Source organism: Chitinophaga sp. (genome assembly GCF_036569125.1).
Classification (GTDB): Bacteria; Bacteroidota; Bacteroidia; order Chitinophagales; family Chitinophagaceae; genus Chitinophaga.
Genome location: NZ_DATCRF010000118.1, coordinates 1 through 17,072, shown reverse-complemented (window position 1 = coordinate 17,072; position 17,072 = coordinate 1). Strand labels below are relative to the sequence as shown.

Genomic DNA, 17,072 nt, shown 5'->3' with positions numbered 1-17,072 from the left:
GGTAGAACCTTACTGGAGCAGCATTCACCCCTTTATGCTGGATACCTGCAGCCAGTTCAAGCCCCTGCCCGCCAATAAGTATAATGAGGCGGATACCACCAGCCGTTTTTACCGGGAAATGATGGAAGTATACCATACCTGTACACATTTAAGTAAAGAGCAAATAGCCATTGCCAGCTTCTGGGACTGCAATCCCTATGTAATGCACCATACCGGCCACGCTATGTTTGCCACTAAAAAAATTACCCCGGGCGGCCATTGGATGGGCATTGCAGCCATTGCCTCCCGGCAGGCCAAAGCAGGATATGTGCAAACCGCACAAGCCTATGCATTAACCGCCGCTACCTTACTGGATGCCTTTATTGCCTGTTGGGATGAGAAGTACCGCAGCCGGGTAATACGTCCGCAAACGGTCATAAACCAGCTGGTAGACCCCGGCTGGGAGCCGCTGCTGCAAACACCGCCTTTCCCGGAATATACCAGTGGCCATAGTGTAATATCCGGCGCAGCAGCCGTTACACTTACCCGGCTGTATGGCGATAATGTGGCCTTTGCAGACACTACGGAAGTGGAATACGGCGCCGGGCAGCGCAGCTTTACCTCGTTCACACAGGCGGCAAATGAGGCCGGCATCAGCCGTTTATACGGTGGCATTCATTACCGCTCATCTATAGAGAACGGGTTGCAGCAGGGCCGGAGCATTGGCGCATTCATTGTACAAAAAATGCAGGTGCGCACCGCCGGCGAGCCGGTAGCGCAAAACACCACTGCCCCTCCGCACGCCGCTATACATAAGGCTAAACGGTAGATCCTGACAGGTGCTGTCACACCAGGCATTCATTTTCATACACCTGCTCACCAGCCGCCATTCCGGCGCCGGCCGCAGCGGGAACTCCTACGCTCCCAGCCACCTTTCCGCTTTCTCCTTTATGCTTTCCGCTTTTTTATCCGTTCATCAAATTCTGCTATCTTTATCCCCTTGATCACCTATTTTTCGCGATCAGAATACAGGCGCAATGGAGCAACCATATGACTATGACAGAGATAAGGTGAGCGCTTATCTATATGCTATTATTGAGCAGCACAGTACCGGTCAGGCCCTTTCCTGGCTGGCGCAACGCAGTAAAGTGCTGCAGGATACAGCATCCGTACAACAGTTTAATCTGACCTTTAGTGCTATTCCGCGTTTTACCGGGAAACAGATTGTCACATTACCTGCCGGTACTAACCATGAGTTACAGGAAACCGCTCATGGATTCTTCGTACAGGGATATACGTTAGACCGGCTGGCGCGTACCTGGTGGTTATTACAATGGCCGGCAAATGACCGGAGCAATTACGTGCAAACCATAGAAGGGCTGTTTAACGCCGCTGAAATGAATGAGCTGGTAGCGCTGTATGGCGCACTGCCCCTGCTGCCCTGGGCGCAGGAATGGAAGCTGCGCACTTCGGAAGGCATCCGCTCTAATATAGGCACGGTGCTGGAAGCCATTATGCTGCACAACCCATACCCGGCCCGGTACCTGGATGAACCGGCCTGGAACCAGCTGGTGCTGAAAGCATTTTTTACAGAGAAAGCCGTCCATGACATTATAGGCCTGGATGAGCGGGCCAATGCAAAGCTGGCCGCCATTCTTATTGATTATGCGCATGAGCGCTGGGCTGCCGGCCGCCCGGTAAATCCCATGCTCTGGCGCCTGGTAACCCGTTTTATTAATGATGCCAATATGCCGGATATACAAAGGGTATGGCATTCCGCAGAAAATATTGAAAAGGAAGCCGCTGCACTCACCTGTTATTATTCCACGTATGCACCCGCCCGCGCACTGTTGCAGCAGGCGCCGGTGCTGGAACAGGAAATAAAGGAAGGCCTGTTAAGCTGGGGCCGGGTAGCAGCAAAACAAGTGAACTAAAAAGAGATTTTCCATGTGTTATAGTCATCAGTTATCAGAAAAGGACCTGCAGCCATTATCCGTGCTGCCGGATTACCTGGAGCATATTAAGGGAATGCGTTTCTTTGATCCGCATGTGCATATGACTTCCCGTACTACAGACGATTACCAGGCCATGGCAGATGCCGGGGTCACCGCAATAATAGAACCCGCCTTCTGGCTGGGACAGCCCCGTACCGGGGTAGATACCTTCCGTGATTATTTCAGCAGCCTTATTGGCTGGGAAAGGTTCAGGGCAGGCCAGTTTGGGATAAAACACTATTGCACCATAGGCCTTAATTCCAAGGAAGCCAACAACGAAAAGTTAGCAGAAGCCGTAATGGAAATACTGCCCCTTTTCATTTACAAAGAGGGCGTAGTAGGCGTAGGCGAAATTGGTTTTGATGACCAGACGGCCCTGGAAGAAAAGTATTACCGCGCCCAGCTGGAGCTGGCTAAGGAAGCCAATTTACCCGTACAGATCCATACGCCGCACCGCGATAAAAAACAAGGTACCCAACGCAGTATGGATATTGCCATAGAACATGGCCTGGATCCCGCTATGGTGATCGTAGACCATAATAATGAAGAAACCGTAAAAGAAGTGTTAGACCGCGGTTTCTGGGCTGCATTCACTATTTACCCCTTTACTAAAATGGGTAATGAGCGCATGGTGGAAGTAGTAAAACAATATGGCAGCGAGCGTATTATGATTAATTCTGCGGCCGACTGGGGCATCAGCGATCCCCTGGCAGTTCCAAAAACAGCAGCATTAATGCACGAAAGTGGTATTGACTTGCATGATATTCATTTGGTAACTTACCGGAACGCTATAACAGCCTTTGCCCAAAGCGGCCAGATTAATGAGGCCGACTTTGAAAAGGTGAAAACAGTAGATCAGAGTGAAAAATTTAACGGAAGCACAGTGCTAAGAGGTGGCCAGCAGCCGCGGATGGACAAGAACACTATGCGGATCCGCTAACGTAAAGGATTGTATGGAGAAACGCAGATTTATTGATAAAACCCCTATAACCGGTGAGTAGTTATATACTTAGCAAATCGTTGGGTTATTTGAAGTTGGTGCGACCAGCCAATTTGTTAACCGCAGTAGCAGATATACTGGCAGGGATAGCTGTTTCCGGTTTTTTGCACAAAGCATATACAAACTACCTGGATCTGTTACCCGTAGCCTGTTTGTGCCTGGCCACTGTAGGCCTGTATGGCGGCGGCGTAGTGTTCAACGATGTATTTGACGCATCCCTCGATAAAATTGAACGGCCCGAAAGGCCCATTCCCAGCGGGCTGATAACAAAAACACAGGCAGTGATCCTGGGCAGCTATCTGTTCCTGTTAGGCATACTGGCAGCATTTACCGTAGGCCGTGCTGCCGGTTACATAGCCCTTGCCATTATGGCTTCCGCGCTTATTTATAATAAATGGGGTAAGCACCTCAGCTGGGGGCCGGTGAACATGGGCCTGTGCCGTGGCCTGAACCTGCTGCTGGGCATTAGTTTAATTGAACCCGTATTACAACATTATACCTGGCTGGCCGTAATACCTGTTATTTACATTGCGGCGGTAACAGCCATCAGCCGCGGAGAGGTGTATGGCGGCAGTATTAAAACTTTGCGTATAACCGCTGTGTGTTATGCATTTGTATATGGCACTATCGGGGTACTGGCCGTGGCTAACAATCATTTATTACCTGCATTACCCTTTTTAGTATTAATGATCGTAATGATCAATGCACCCCTGATCCGTGCCATGAAAGATCCCAGCGGGCCTAATATTGGGAAGGCCGTTAAAGGAGGCATTCTTGCCCTCATAGCTATGGATGCCGCCTGGGCAGCGGCTTTTGGCTCCTGGCCATATGCATTGCTGATCTTATTGCTGCTGCCGTTATCGGTGCTGTTGGCAAAAGCCTTTGCAGTAACCTGATCAATGTGCAAATATGCAAATGTGCAGGTGTGCAAATGGAGTATTACGTGAAAACATTTATACACAATACTCACCAGCACATTAGCATATTAGCACATCAGCACATTCCCCCATCTGCATATCTGCACATTTGCACATCTGCACATTAATCCAGCAACCCTCTCCGTATCGCCTCCTTCACCAATCCGGCCGTATTCTTCACCGCCAGCTTCTGGGTCAGGTTCAAACGGTGCGTTTCTACCGTGCGCAGGCTAATGAACAGCATATCCGCTATTTCCTGGTTGGAATGTTCTTCTGCTATTAGTTTCAGTATTTCTTTTTCCCGGCGGGTCAACGGTATTTCATAGCTGTTCCTTTTCTGGCCGGTCAGCACTTCATCCAGCAGGCTTTGTTTCAGGGAATCATCCAGGAACTGTTCGCCTGCATGTACTTTTTCAATGGCGGTTGCCAGTGTAATGGGGTCGGTGTTTTTCAGCAGGTAGCCGGCTGCGCCATTACGCAGCATTTGTTTAATGTAATGGGTTTCCATAAAGCTGCTGATGGCAATCACCTTAATATCAGGATATGCTTTCTGCACCTGCCGGCAAAGCTCCATCCCATCCATACCGGGCATCTGTATATCCAGCAACAGCACGTGGGGCGGGTTGGTGCCAAGCCCGTTTAGTAATTGACCCGGGTCTGTGGTTTCATAAACAACGGAAATATGCGCATAGGGCGCCAGCATGGTTTTTATGCCATTGATCACCAGTAAATGATCATCAGTAATGGCCACTTTAATCTGCATATAGTTTAAATTATGGCTACACTGTAAACGGGTTACTTAATGCGGAAGATTGGCCGTTTACAGCTAATTATTAGTTACAATGCTTACGTCAAATTCAATGTATGCGGTAGTACCCTGCCCGCTGGCCGCATCAATGGCAATGTTGCCATTCAGCGCCCGTATGCGCGACTGCAGGCTAATAAGGCCATTGCCATGCTGCTGCACATGCTGTTGGTTAAAGCCTATGCCGTTATCCTCTACCGTAATGGCCAGAGTACCATCGTGCTGGGTTAGCTGCACCAGGGCCTCGCTGGCCTTTGAGTGTTTAATAATATTATTCACCAGCTCCTGCACAATGCGGTATACCGACAGTTCAAAGTTGGGCTTGAACCGGCCAATATCCCCGTTGGTATAAAAGCTTACCTGCAGCGTGCCGGAGTAGCTGATGTTCTTGCAGAATGTTTCCAGCGCCTCCTTTAATCCCAGCCGGTACAGGGTTTCCGGCATCAGGTTATGGGCGGTTTTTCGTATATCCGTAATGGCGTCATCCAGCAGGCCAATGGCATGGGTATACGCCGGGTTCTGTTTTAATACTTCCTGGTTTTGCCGGATGGCGCTGAAGTGCATTTTTACGGCAGATAGCAGCCCGCCCACACCATCATGCAGGTCTTTTGACAGGCGCACCCTTTCCTTTTCCTCGCCCTGCATCAGGGCTTCCAGTACCTGCACGGTTTTTTCCTTTTCCAGTGTTTGCAGCTGTTGCGCCTGCAGCTTATTCCGTTGCCGGTAGCGGTACCAGAACAGGAAGGCCAGCGCCGCCAGCAACCCAATGGCCAGCAGGAAAATAGCCTGCCATTTGGCTTTGGATGCCAGCTCGAGGTCTTTTTGTGTAAGCAGCAACTGCTTCTCCGCAAGTGCTTTATCTTTTTCCGCCGTTTGATAAGCTATTTCCAGCTGATGCACCTGTTTGCGGGTGCTGACGCCTAACAGCGTATCATTCAGCGCTTCATATAGCTTACGGTATTGCAGCGCCTGTGCCGGCTGGTTCAGCGCTTCTTTTACTTCCGCCGCTGTTTGGTAGGTTTGGCGCAATTCATCATTAGCCTGCATACGTTGGGCCAGTGCAATGGTAGCGGCAATCACCTTATCTGCTTTGGCTGCCTGCCCGGTTTTCAGCAGCTCCTGCCCAAAGCCCAGCTGTGCGTATAAGCGGTAGTCCTGGTCATCATAAGTGTCTGTAATGGCCATGGTTTGCTCATACTGGTGCAGGGCTTTCTGATGCTGGTTCAGGTCAGAGTAAATGCTGCCGGTATTGATCAGCCCATCCATTACCAGCGTACTGTCGCCCAGGTAACGTCCCAGCTGTATCACCTCCTGGTAGGTGGCTATTGCCTCGGGAATGTGCTTTTGCCGGGTAAGGGCCCCGCCCAGGTTCACCAGCGCTGAGGCAATACGGGCGGTATCTTTAAGGGCCCGCGACAATGCAAGGGCACGGGTGGCGTAAAGGTGGCTCTTATCATAATCCCCGGTATTAAAAAATACGGAGGCCAGGTTATTATATAGCTTGGTCAGCTGTTTATTGTTCTTATGTTTTTCACCCAGCGTTATAGCCAGCAGGTAGTAGCGCACCGCTTCCGGGAAGGCGCCCATATTCTGGTATGCATTGCCAATATTATTGTAAGCCGCCAGCAGGTTAGGCTCATCTTTCAGGGCCTTAAAAATAATAGCCGCCTGGCTTACCAGGTGCAGGGCTTTGGTATACTCCCCACGCTGGTTCAGCACAAATACATAATAGGATGTAAAAAGAGCTACGCCGCGCTGGTAGCGTATTTGCTGCGCCAGATGCAGACCCTTCCGGTAAAAGAAGGCTGCGCTGTCCAGCTGCTCCGGGTAATACAGGTCGCCATAATGAAAGCAGGCCATTACACTGTTGGTATCAGCCGGCTGACGTTGCATGAGGCGGTATAAGCTGTCTTTGTGCAACGGTTGCTGGGCACGGACATAAGCGCCCGTGAAGCAGCATAACAGTATGTAAATAAAAATCCTGTTCATACCTGTGATCTTGGTGTTGGCGTACCCCACAATATGCGCCGGAGCGCTATTGCAACAAATTATATGCACGAAAAACCTACAGCTTTGTTACAGGGTTAACAATTGGGTAGTAATGTTTTAAATGTATTGTCCGGTGCAAAAGTCGTTATTTCAGTTTAGATGCACAAGAGGGAACAGTGCTGATCTTTTACGTACTAATACGTAACACGGAAATTGGGGATTACTACGCTTATGGGCCCGCTGAAAATCCGCTTACTTTACAGCCTTAAGGATCCAATAATCTCTGCATATAGATAAGAGGCATAGGTAATGCCCTCAAAACACCCGGCCCCGGTATTTACCGGGGCTTTTTACCGTTAAAATAATTGCGGCCTCTGCCCCGGCTAATTTTAGATATTTTTGTACTTTGATATTTTAAACTTATTCAACAGAAAGGAGTTTGGGAGATGCAGATCAGCAATTATATCCAGCAGTCATTCCAGGTAAACTATGCTTACCGGGTTTTCTTTACCCATCATATTTTTAGCCCAGATAATAATACACTGTCGGCCTACCTGCAGGAGCAGGGCAGTCCCTATTATCAAAAGCGGCTGCTGGTAGTGGCCGATGAAGGGGTATGGCAGCAGCACCCCTACCTGCAGCAGCAGGCAGGCGCTTACCTGCAAAATATACCCGGTTTTGAGCTGGCCCCGGAGATCATTATTATTCCCGGTGGGGAAGCCGTGAAGAATGATGAAGCGCTGTTTTTCCGTTTGGTGGATGCCATTGACAAATATGCCATTGACCGCCACTCTTTTGTAATAGGCATTGGCGGCGGCTCTGTGCTGGACCTGGTAGGTTTTGCCGCAGCAGTATCGCACCGCGGGGTGCGGCATATTCGTATACCCACTACCGTATTATCGCAGAACGATTCCGGTGTAGGAGTGAAGAACGGCATTAACTATAAAGGCAAAAAGAATTTCTTAGGCGCTTTTGCGCCACCCGCTGCCGTGTTCAACGACGCACATTTTCTAACCACCCTGGAAGACCGTGACTGGAACGCCGGCATGGTAGAAGCAGTAAAAGTAGCGCTGATAAAAGATGCCGCTTTTTTTGAGTGGATGGAACGGGAAGTAACAGCCCTGGCCAACCGCGATATGGAAGCCATGCAGCAGCTGGTATACCGCTGTGCAGAGCTGCATTTGAGCCATATTGGCGGCGCAGGCGACCCGTTTGAAAGCGGCTCATCCCGCCCGCTGGACTTTGGTCATTGGAGCGGGCATAAGCTGGAGCAGCTTACAAACTTTACCCTGCGCCATGGCGAAGCGGTAGCTATAGGTATTGCTTTAGACAGCGTATATACGCAGCTGTTAGGCTGGCTGGATAAGGATGCAACAAACCGCATCCTGCACTTATTGCAGGAAATGAGCCTGCCCATTTATCATCCCCTGCTGGATATGCAGACTGGCGCCACATCGCCGGTAATAAAAGGGCTGGAAGAGTTTCGTGAGCACCTGGGCGGCCGCCTTACCATTTGCCAGCTCAAAGGCATTGGTTATGGTGCCGAGGTAAATGATATGAATATAACACTGCTGCAACAGGCCGGTGAAATACTCAAAAAACTATCAGCAGCCGGTGAATAAAATAATGTATTGTATGTACCACTAAGTACGCATCAAAAGAACTGTAACTATGCAAACACCTTACGGTCATCTTACCTACTGCACTAATATACACCCCGGTGAAAACTGGGACGCGCATTTTAAACAGCTGCAGCTGCATATACCATTGGTAAAAGCTGCCTTAGGCCCGGATCAGCCTTTTGGCATTGGCCTGCGTCTTTCCAACAAGGCCAGCCTGGAGCTGAGTAAGGAAGCGGCTTTGCAGGAGTTTAAAGACTGGCTGCAGCAGCAGGGCTGTTATGTGTTTACCATGAATGGTTTCCCTTACGGCGGCTTCCATAACGTAACGGTAAAAGACCAGGTGCATGTACCTGACTGGACCACCGGCGACCGTGTAACCTATACCATTCGCCTGTTCCGCTTACTGGCAGCGCTGTTGCCGGAAGGTATGGAAGGCGGGGTATCCACCTGCCCCCTGTCATATAAATTATGGAACCGCTGTGCCGAAGAAAAAGCATCCGTTACAGAAAGCGCTACCTTAAACCTGTTATTAGTAGTAGAGCAGCTGGCCCGTATACGCCGTTCCGGCGGGCCTTTGCTGCATATAGATATAGAGCCCGAGCCGGATGGCATGCTGGAAAATTCGCAGGAATATATTGACTGGTATTTTCAGCAGCTGATGCCAGCAGGCATTCCTTTCCTGTCAGATAAATTAGGTGTAACGGAAGATGCAGCAGCTCAAATGCTCAAAGATCATGTGCAGCTGTGTTACGATGTGTGCCACTTTGCGCTGGCCTATGAGCAGCCGGAGGCCGTGTTGAATATCATGCGGCAGTATGGCCTTAAAATAGGTAAGCTGCAGATAAGCGCAGCGCTGAAAGCCTTACTGCCGGCAGCCGGCAGCCAGGAGCGCGCCAATGTTATAGATGCTTTCCGCACCTTTAATGAGCCCACTTATTTACACCAGGTAATAGCGCGTACCGGTAACGGCTATACGCATTATCCTGATCTGCCGGAAGCGCTGGCCGATGCAGAGAACCCGCAGGTACAGGAATGGCGTTCGCATTTTCACGTACCCCTGTTCATAGACCATTACGGTTTACTGTCAGCCACGCGGGAAGATATTCAGCAGGTGCTGGCGCTGCAGCAAACGCAGCTCTTTACCACCCACCTGGAAGTGGAAACCTACACCTGGGAAGTATTACCGCCGGATCTGAAGCTGCCAATGGACCAGTCTATTGCACGTGAATTGGCCTGGGTACAACAACAGTTGGAATTATAAAGCATTCATTATAGCTTTGTTTAAGGATTTGTAAGTACGGTCATATCAATGTTCTATGAGAAAAACAGTAGTGTTGGATGTAGTAGGGCTGTCTACATCAGTAATAGGCAGGCATACACCATTTTTACAGCAATATGTACAACAGCATCACCTGGCTACGGTAAAGCCCATGTTACCCGCCGTAACCACCGCAGTCCAAAGCACCTATGTAACCGGTAAATGGCCCGCAGAACATGGCATTGTTGGCAATGGATGGTATGACCGGGAAGATTGTGAAGTAAAGTTCTGGAAACAATCCAACAAACTGGTACAAAGCGAGAAGATCTGGGAAAAGGCCCGCCGCCTGCAGCCGGATTTTACCTGCGCAAAAATGTTCTGGTGGTACAATATGTACTCCACGGCAGATTACTCTGTAACTCCGCGCCCGCAGTACCTTTCAGACGGGCGTAAAATGCCGGACTGCTATGCGCATCCCGCTTCTTTAAGAGATCATTTACAGAAAGAACTCGGCCAGTTTCCGCTGTTCCAGTTCTGGGGGCCGGGCGCAAATATTAAATCCACTCAATGGATAGCAGATGCTTCCCAGGTAACAGATAACCTGTACGACCCAACGCTTACCCTTATTTACTTACCTCACCTGGATTATTGCCTGCAAAAATTTGGGCCCGATGAAAGTAAGATCAGCAAAGAGCTGCAGGAGATAGATAATGTGTGCAAACAGCTGGTTACCTTCTATGAAAAGAAAGGCGCGCAGGTGATCCTGTTATCGGAATATGGTATTAACCCGGTGAATAACCCCGTGCACCTGAACCGCATATTACGGCAGGAGGGGTTGTTGCAGATCCGTGAAGAAAGAGGACTGGAGCTGCTGGATCCCGGCGCCTCAAAAGCCTTTGCCGTAGCGGATCACCAGATAGCGCATATTTATATCAATGACCTGGCCAGCGCAAAAAAGGTGCGGAATATTATTGAAAATGTGCCGGGCGTAGCCCAGGTGCTGGACCGGGAAGGTAAGCGTAAACACCAGCTGCACCATGAGCGGGCCGGTGATTATATACTGGTGGCAGACAACGACAGCTGGTTCACCTATTACTATTGGTTGGATGATAATAAGGCGCCGGACTTTGCGCGCATTGTAGATATTCACCGTAAACCCGGTTATGATCCGGTAGAGATGTTCCTGAACCCTGCTGACCCGCTGGTGAAAGCAAAGATCGTAGGCAAGCTGCTGAAAAAGAAAATGGGTTTCCGCTACCTGATGGATGTTATACCGCTGGATGCTACGCTGATCAAGGGCTCACATGGCGCTTTGCCGGCAGATAGCGCCTATCATCCGGTGTTGATCACCCCGCAGGCGCTGAGTAAAGAGCAGCTGGTAGCAACAGATGTATATGATGTGATCTGGAATACCATGCAGTAACGTATTATTGTCCTATACCATGTCCTACACTGCAAGGGTGTAGGACAAACAGATGCTCATCATCCCTTTAAACCCAAACCCCTTCCTCACTGTTAACTATAATCGCTCGCTCATCACTTATTATTTGCATTTCTATGCTTTGTTCCCTTATTTTATACTTTATGCAACCGATTGTAGTTGCGGAGATCATCTTAAAAAATCACACGTAATGAAAAGACGAGATTTCTTAAAAACCGGTACCATGGCGGGCATGGGCGCTGGTCTTACCTATCTTAACTTCCCGGTGTTCGGCCAAAAGGCCCCCAGCAATAAAGTAGTACTTGCTGTAATGGGTGTAAACTCACGCGGTAACTGGCTGGCCCAGGTAGCCGCTAAGTTGCCCGGTGCAGAAATTGGTTATATATGCGATGTGGAGGACGGCGCCATTGATAAAGGCCTCAGAGCCGTTGCCCGCGCCGGGCAGCAGCGTAAACCCGAAGTAATTAAAGACATTCGCAAGCTGCTGGAGAAGAAGGATTTTGATGGGCTGATAGTGGCCGCCCCTGACCATTGGCATGCACCAGCTGCTATAATGGGCTGTGCAGCCGGTAAACATGTGTATGTTGAAAAACCCTGCAGCCAGAACGGGAACGAAGGCGAGCTGCTGGTACAGGCCGCCCGCAAGCATAACCGCCTGGTGCAAATGGGCAACCAGCGCCGTTCCTGGCCCAATTTACAGCAGGCCGCAAAAGAGGTAAAGGAAGACGGCATTATCGGTAAAGTATATTATGCCCGTGGATGGTACGTGAATAACCGCGCGCCTATTGGCATTGGTAAAAAAATTGCCGTACCCGCCACCCTGGACTGGAACCTGTGGCAGGGCCCTGCGCCGCGTAAAGATTACCTGGATAATATAGTGCACTATAACTGGCACTGGCGCTGGCATTGGGGCACGGGCGAAGTTTGTAATAATGCCACGCACGAGCTGGATTGTATGCGCTGGTTCCTGGGCGTGGAGTTTCCTACCAAAGTAACCTCTGCCGGTGGCCGTTATGCCTACCCGCCGGATGATTGGGAAACTCCGGATACCCAAACCATCAACTTTGAATTTGAAGGTGGCAAGTCCATTTCCTGGGAGGGCCGTAGCTGTCATCCTTTTGAGCTGGAAGGCAGTGGCCGTGGTTTCGCCATTTTTGGCGATAAGGGCAGCCTGTATAACTCCGGCGGCGATAGCTACAAGATCCTGGATACAAAAGGCAAGCTGGTAAAAGAAGTAAAACAGCAGGATGCGCAGCAGAATGTAACCAATACCGTAAGCCCGGGTGGTGAGTTCCTGGATGGCATTCATGTCAACAACTTCCTGGAAAGCATTCGTGGTAAGGCTAAGCTGAATTCAGATGTTGAAACCGTAGGGCATCCCTCAGTAGTATTATGTCATTTGGCTAATATTGCGCAACGGGAAGGGCGTGTGTTACACTGCGACCCTAAGAACGGGCATATCCTGGAAGATGCCGCAGCGGCTAAGCTGTGGGCCAGAACGTATGAGAAGGGCTGGGAACCAAAAGTATAATTCCATTTACGATTTACGATTTTAGATTTACGATTTGAGTATAGACGTTACTGCAGATAAATCTAAAATCGTAAATCCCAAATCTAAGATCATCTAAACTCTCGCCTTTAAAACAGCATCCCGTTCTTCCGGAGGCAGCATCTTCACAACCAGGTCATAGGCCTGTTGTATAAAAGCCTGCAGCTCGCTCCAGTCAAAATTAGAAGGATGTTTTACCTGCACCCAGTGATAGCGGGCCAGGTAGGGCATAGGCACAATATCAGGCCTTGCTATCAGGCTGTGAAATTGGTCCGGTGTGCATTTGAAGGACAACTTGTTCGGAGAATCCACCCGCATGGAGCAGAACAGCTTTTCTCCTACAGAGAAACACATTTCCTCATTCCACTTCTCTTCGGCGGTTACGCCCGGAAATGACAGGCAGTAATTGAATGTAAGATCTAACATAATGCCCCAAGGTTAAAGCAGTTAATAAAATAAGATAACCTGTGCTGATTAAAGCACCAAGCCGCAAAAAGAAGAGGTCGAAAGCTGGATTGACTGTCAAGAACCAGTCAGCGGCGTTTCATAGAATAAAGCGTGGCTGAAAGTCGGTAACCGTCCAATAAAAAGATATGGTCAATCTTGCCTCTGACCTGAAGGTTCCCTCGAATGTTGTGTTGATCCCGTATAGCTATATAAATTTAAGTATCTTTTCTCAAACAGAAATGATAAAATTGTTAATGTTGGGCCTGACAAAAACGCCTGCTGGCAACGGGCTGTATGCCCTTTTAGGAAAAGGAGCGCTGTAAATGACAGATGATAAAAATGAGAATATATAAGAACTGTGGTCACAATGCCCTACTTAAACAAGCAATAAGGGCAATAAAACAATTTTAAGCACTGCCCGCATTGTTTTATTGCCCTTTTGATAAAAAACTTTCAGGTTCGCTTACCTAACCCGCAGCCTTATTTTTCAAAGCGGCGTTTCATTTTTTGTTCCAGGATGCTTAACGGCACGCTGCCATCTTTCAGCAGCTCATCATGAAAGTCTTTCAGGCTAAACTGGTTACCCAGCAGCTGCTCATATTTATGCCGCAGCTCCAGTATTTTCAGCTCCCCGGTTTTGTAGGAAAGCGCCTGCCCCGGTATGGCCATGTACCGCTCTATTTCGGCCGTGGCATCGTGTTCAGAGGTAGGCTCATTATCCAGCATATATTTCAGGGCCTGCTCCCGGCTCCAGCCTTTGTCGTGCATACCTACATCCACCACCAGGCGAATGGCGCGGTGAATTTCATCGCTCAAACGGCCAAAGTATTGGTAAGGGTTGGTGTACAGGCCCAGCTCTTTACCCAGGCTTTCACAGTACAGGGCATAGCCCTCACCGTAAGCCCCGTTCCAGCTAAAGCGCCGCAATTTGGGCAGGGAATCATTTTCCTGCTGCAGCGATATCTGGAAGTGGTGGCCCGGAATAGCTTCGTGTAAGAACAGGGATTCCATACCTACATAGCTGAACTCTTTGGCATTCAGGATAGGTACGTAAAAAATACCGGGGCGGGTACCATCGGCGCTGCCCTGGTTATACTCCGCACTGGCCGATGCGGCGCGGAAAGCCTCTGTTTGCCTGATCTCGAACGGTGTTTTGGGAATATGCCCGTATATGCGCCGCACGTTAGGCATGATCTTATTTTCAATGGCTTTAAAAGAATCCAGCACCTGTGCCGGTGTTTTAAAGATCTTGAACTGTGCATCATTGCGCACAAATTCAAAAAAGGCTGGCAGGTCGCCTTTAAAGCCGGTGCTGTTTTTTACTTCTTCCATTTCACCACGTATGCGCGCCACTTCTTTTTCGCCGGTAGCAAATATTTCATCCGGTGTTTTATCGGTAGTGGTCCAGTAGCGGATCAGGTAAGCGTAATAGGCCTTACCATCCGGTATGCCTCCAATGCCGCTGCTGGTGCGGGCTTTGGGCAGGTACTCCTTTTCAAAAAAGGCTTGCAGCTTAGCGTATGTAGGTAATACATACTGCTCAATAGTTTGGCGGTAGGCGCCGGCAAATGCAGTGTCAACCCCGGCAGGCAGGGTTTTAAGCGGGCTGTAAAAAACATTGCCGGTATCTTTTTTAGCCAGGTCCCTCATTTGCGGGATCACTTTTACCACCAGTGTTTTGGGTAATACATAACCCGTTTCTATGCCTTTGCGCATGCAGGCAATAGCGGTATCGCCCCATTCTGCAAAGCTTTTCATGCGCTGCATAAACTTCTCATAATCCTCTTTGGTCTTGAACGGCTGTGCGCTGGTGCCGGAGCCCAGCTGCCCCAAGGTAAGCGTAAGCCCCCAGAACTGTTGTATCGGCATCAGGTAATCATGGAACTGCAGCCCTTCTTTGGAGATGTTTAATTCACGTTGTAATACATCGTAGCTAATACGGTCATTGGGCGTTAAAGCAGCAGTATCCACTCCCTGCAGCTGCTGCTGGTAGCTGCTGAAGAAGCTATCCTCGCGCTGGCGGAAAGCCTGGCTAATATCAATATTCAGTAAGCCATCATATTGATGTTCGCCATTGAAAGTAGCATCCAGGGGGAACAGTTGCATTTTCCCGTCATAATACTTATCAAGTATATGGTGGAGTGAATCGGCAGCAGCCTTTGTATGCTGCCCGCCCTCATGGGTGCTGCAGGCGCTGAATGCCAGTACTGTGGCCAGTAATAAGCAAGTAGATCTTATTGTAATCATGGAAGAGGTTTGACTAAAAATAAAAAAACACTCCGAAGAATCGGAATGTTTTATATAGAACAGTGAACAATGAAAACTTTTTAATGACGGTGTAGCATGATCTGCAAATGCACTTAATCGATTACCACTATACTAAGACCGCTGCACCGGTTATAATGTTTTTATACGCAGGCTGCGGAAGGAAACCTCATTACCATGATCCTGTAAGAGAATGTGACCTTCCGGCCATAAGCCGAAATTTTGCCAGTTTTTATATTTGCTGATGGCTACTAAGTCTTTGAAAGCCTGTGACCCACGTTCATACTCCAGCACTTTGAAGCCGTTTAGCCAATGTTCCACATGGTTATTTCGAAACACAATAATACGCCCTTTATTCCATTCTCCAATCGGTTTCAACGCTTGTTTTATCTGTTTTCGCGGCATCAGGTCATACAGGGATGCCAGGGTACGGTCCCCATCACGCCCCAGCTTGGCATCCGGATGTTTTTCATCATCCAGCACCTGGTATTCCAGCCCGATAGCTGACTTCCCGTCTGTTTTATATGACTCGTTCACGAAATATTTCAGACCGCTGTTGGCGCCTTCTGTTAATTTAAACTCAAATTCCAGCTCAAAGGTGCCGTATTCCTTATCGGTTACAATATCGCCCCCGGAGCCCATTTCATTCCCGTTAGACTGGTGAATGGTAATGGTGCCGTCATTCATCGTCCAGCCGGCGGTAGGAAACTCTTTTTTATACGCGCCTCTCCAGCCATTACTGGTTTTGCCATCCCATAACAGCTGAAAACCATTCTTTTTCTGCTGGGCGGAAAGGTCGTTCGGGATATTATCTACAACATAGATCTGATCATAAGGAGAATATTGGTTATTAGCCGGATCTTCTATGATGCGGATATTACGCCAGCGGATATTCTTACCTGCATCATCAGCTTTGTTGCCAATGCTGTGTACCTGCAGTGCAATGAAACCTTTGGCCAGGGCCGTATCTACCAAATGAGCAGTAGGTACACCGTTTACCCAGGTGCGTATTTCAGCGCCCCTGCATTCTATACGGTATTTATTCCAGTCGTTTTTCTTAAAAGCGTTTTGTCCGGCCGGATTCAGCTCCATGGGATACTGCCAGCCGCGGCGGCCTTCCTCATAAATACCTCCGCTCCATTTCCTGTCCGATGGGTCTATCTCCATCTGGTAACCGAACACACGGCCATTCTGGTAGTCTGGCCGGCTTTGGCTGCGGAACTGAATGCCGGAGTTAAACTCTTTGTCCAGCTTAAATTCCAGTTCCAGTATAAAGTTGCCGTATTCTTTTTCTGTAGCCAGGAAGGAGTTGGGTGTTTCTAATACAGTTGTCCCGATGATTTCGTTGCCTGTTGCGCTGTATTGAGCTTTACCGCCCAGTTGCTTCCACCCCTTCAGGTCCTTGCCGTTAAAAAGTGATTGCCATTGCCCTTTCTTGTCGCCCGTACCGGCGCTTACTACGCCGTGTAACAGCAGTGCACTGCTGCAGAGTATTAGTAATTTTTTCATCCCGTGTATTTATAGTTTTAGCAGGTGCCGCAGGTGCGGTGTCTGTTTAGTTCTCTACATGCTGATTATGACCCAATTTATAAAATTTGGGGAGAAAATACACAACCGATTGCATGAAATTGTGATGAACGGAAAACTTATCAGGCCGGACAGTTGTTACAGCCGGTTGAAATGCTTACCTGTTCTGTAAAACGGTCTATGCAACCGTTTGCGTAAAATTGCAAAAAAGGAGTGTTAATTACTGTTAAAATTTGCGTGATTATTTGCCAGGTAAACCCACTCCGGGCTACCATGATT

Annotated in this window: 13 protein-coding genes; 8 read left to right on the top strand and 5 right to left on the bottom strand. The window is 49.0% G+C overall.

Annotated features, from left to right (window positions below):
• From VIM87_RS04175 to eboC, 4 genes are all read left to right on the top strand, one after another.
• The coding region (locus tag VIM87_RS04175; RefSeq protein ID WP_331995757.1) for a vanadium-dependent haloperoxidase at window positions 1–808 on the top strand (808 nt) is incomplete at its 5' end.
• A 208-nt stretch (window positions 809–1,016) separates the two neighbouring features.
• Window positions 1,017–1,913 carry an EboA domain-containing protein gene (locus VIM87_RS04170; RefSeq protein WP_331995756.1) on the top strand — a complete coding sequence of 299 codons (897 nt, stop codon included), beginning with the start codon at window positions 1,017–1,019 and terminating at the stop codon, window positions 1,911–1,913.
• A 13-nt stretch (window positions 1,914–1,926) separates the two neighbouring features.
• Entirely contained in the window at window positions 1,927–2,913 is a 987-nt protein-coding gene (locus VIM87_RS04165; protein WP_331995755.1) for a TatD family hydrolase, read from the top strand.
• A gap of 98 nt (window positions 2,914–3,011) precedes the next feature.
• Window positions 3,012–3,869, top strand: a complete 858-nt coding sequence (gene eboC, locus VIM87_RS04160) for a UbiA-like protein EboC (RefSeq protein WP_331995758.1) — start codon at window positions 3,012–3,014, stop codon at window positions 3,867–3,869.
• A 145-nt stretch (window positions 3,870–4,014) separates the two neighbouring features.
• Here eboC and VIM87_RS04155 read toward each other — a convergent pair whose 3' ends face one another.
• On the bottom strand, window positions 4,015–4,653 hold the full coding sequence (locus tag VIM87_RS04155) for a response regulator transcription factor (protein ID WP_331995754.1): 639 nt from the start codon (window positions 4,651–4,653) through the stop codon (window positions 4,015–4,017).
• 63 nt (window positions 4,654–4,716) lie between these two features.
• Window positions 4,717–6,684: a sensor histidine kinase gene (locus tag VIM87_RS04150; protein WP_331995753.1), complete on the bottom strand. Its 1,968-nt coding sequence runs from the start codon at window positions 6,682–6,684 to the stop codon at window positions 4,717–4,719.
• Window positions 6,685–7,130: 446 nt separating this feature from the next.
• Between VIM87_RS04150 and VIM87_RS04145 the strand changes: the two genes are divergently transcribed.
• The 4 genes from VIM87_RS04145 (at window position 7,131) to VIM87_RS04130 (ending at window position 12,536) form a co-directional block, all read left to right on the top strand.
• A complete protein-coding gene (locus tag VIM87_RS04145) occupies window positions 7,131–8,306 on the top strand; it encodes a 3-dehydroquinate synthase (RefSeq protein ID WP_331995752.1) in 1,176 nt (391 codons plus the stop codon).
• A 49-nt stretch (window positions 8,307–8,355) separates the two neighbouring features.
• The gene (gene eboE / locus VIM87_RS04140; RefSeq protein WP_331995751.1) at window positions 8,356–9,567 is read left to right on the top strand and encodes a metabolite traffic protein EboE; all 1,212 of its coding nucleotides are present in this window, start codon (window positions 8,356–8,358) and stop codon (window positions 9,565–9,567) included.
• A 55-nt stretch (window positions 9,568–9,622) separates the two neighbouring features.
• Window positions 9,623–10,987, top strand: coding sequence for a nucleotide pyrophosphatase/phosphodiesterase family protein (locus VIM87_RS04135; RefSeq protein WP_331995750.1), 1,365 nt, complete (start codon window positions 9,623–9,625; stop codon window positions 10,985–10,987).
• Window positions 10,988–11,195: 208 nt separating this feature from the next.
• A complete protein-coding gene (locus VIM87_RS04130) occupies window positions 11,196–12,536 on the top strand; it encodes a Gfo/Idh/MocA family oxidoreductase (RefSeq protein WP_331995749.1) in 1,341 nt (446 codons plus the stop codon).
• Window positions 12,537–12,629: 93 nt separating this feature from the next.
• Here the strand turns inward: VIM87_RS04130 and VIM87_RS04125 are convergent, their stop codons facing one another.
• The 3 genes from VIM87_RS04125 to VIM87_RS04115 all read right to left on the bottom strand — a co-directional run bounded on the left by VIM87_RS04125 (window position 12,630) and on the right by VIM87_RS04115 (window position 16,775).
• On the bottom strand, window positions 12,630–12,980 hold the full coding sequence (locus VIM87_RS04125; protein ID WP_331995748.1) for an MmcQ/YjbR family DNA-binding protein: 351 nt from the start codon (window positions 12,978–12,980) through the stop codon (window positions 12,630–12,632).
• A 501-nt stretch (window positions 12,981–13,481) separates the two neighbouring features.
• Window positions 13,482–15,248 carry a DUF885 domain-containing protein gene (locus tag VIM87_RS04120; RefSeq protein ID WP_331995747.1) on the bottom strand — a complete coding sequence of 589 codons (1,767 nt, stop codon included), beginning with the start codon at window positions 15,246–15,248 and terminating at the stop codon, window positions 13,482–13,484.
• A 150-nt stretch (window positions 15,249–15,398) separates the two neighbouring features.
• Window positions 15,399–16,775 carry a DUF1080 domain-containing protein gene (locus tag VIM87_RS04115; RefSeq protein WP_331995746.1) on the bottom strand — a complete coding sequence of 459 codons (1,377 nt, stop codon included), beginning with the start codon at window positions 16,773–16,775 and terminating at the stop codon, window positions 15,399–15,401.
• Window positions 16,776–17,072 lie beyond the last annotated feature (297 nt).

Bases quoted from the DNA above. Each gene is read 5' to 3' on its own strand.
- VIM87_RS04170 (WP_331995756.1), top strand. From the start codon at position 1,017: ATGGAGCAACCATATGACTATGACAGAGATAAGGTGAGCGCTTATCTA.
- VIM87_RS04165 (WP_331995755.1), top strand. From the start codon at position 1,927: ATGTGTTATAGTCATCAGTTATCAGAAAAGGACCTGCAGCCATTATCC.
- VIM87_RS04155 (WP_331995754.1), bottom strand. From the start codon at position 4,653: ATGCAGATTAAAGTGGCCATTACTGATGATCATTTACTGGTGATCAAT.
- VIM87_RS04150 (WP_331995753.1), bottom strand. From the start codon at position 6,684: ATGAACAGGATTTTTATTTACATACTGTTATGCTGCTTCACGGGCGCT.
- VIM87_RS04145 (WP_331995752.1), top strand. From the start codon at position 7,131: ATGCAGATCAGCAATTATATCCAGCAGTCATTCCAGGTAAACTATGCT.
- eboE (WP_331995751.1), top strand. From the start codon at position 8,356: ATGCAAACACCTTACGGTCATCTTACCTACTGCACTAATATACACCCC.
- VIM87_RS04135 (WP_331995750.1), top strand. From the start codon at position 9,623: ATGAGAAAAACAGTAGTGTTGGATGTAGTAGGGCTGTCTACATCAGTA.
- VIM87_RS04130 (WP_331995749.1), top strand. From the start codon at position 11,196: ATGAAAAGACGAGATTTCTTAAAAACCGGTACCATGGCGGGCATGGGC.
- VIM87_RS04125 (WP_331995748.1), bottom strand. From the start codon at position 12,980: ATGTTAGATCTTACATTCAATTACTGCCTGTCATTTCCGGGCGTAACC.
- VIM87_RS04120 (WP_331995747.1), bottom strand. From the start codon at position 15,248: ATGATTACAATAAGATCTACTTGCTTATTACTGGCCACAGTACTGGCA.
- VIM87_RS04115 (WP_331995746.1), bottom strand. From the start codon at position 16,775: ATGAAAAAATTACTAATACTCTGCAGCAGTGCACTGCTGTTACACGGC.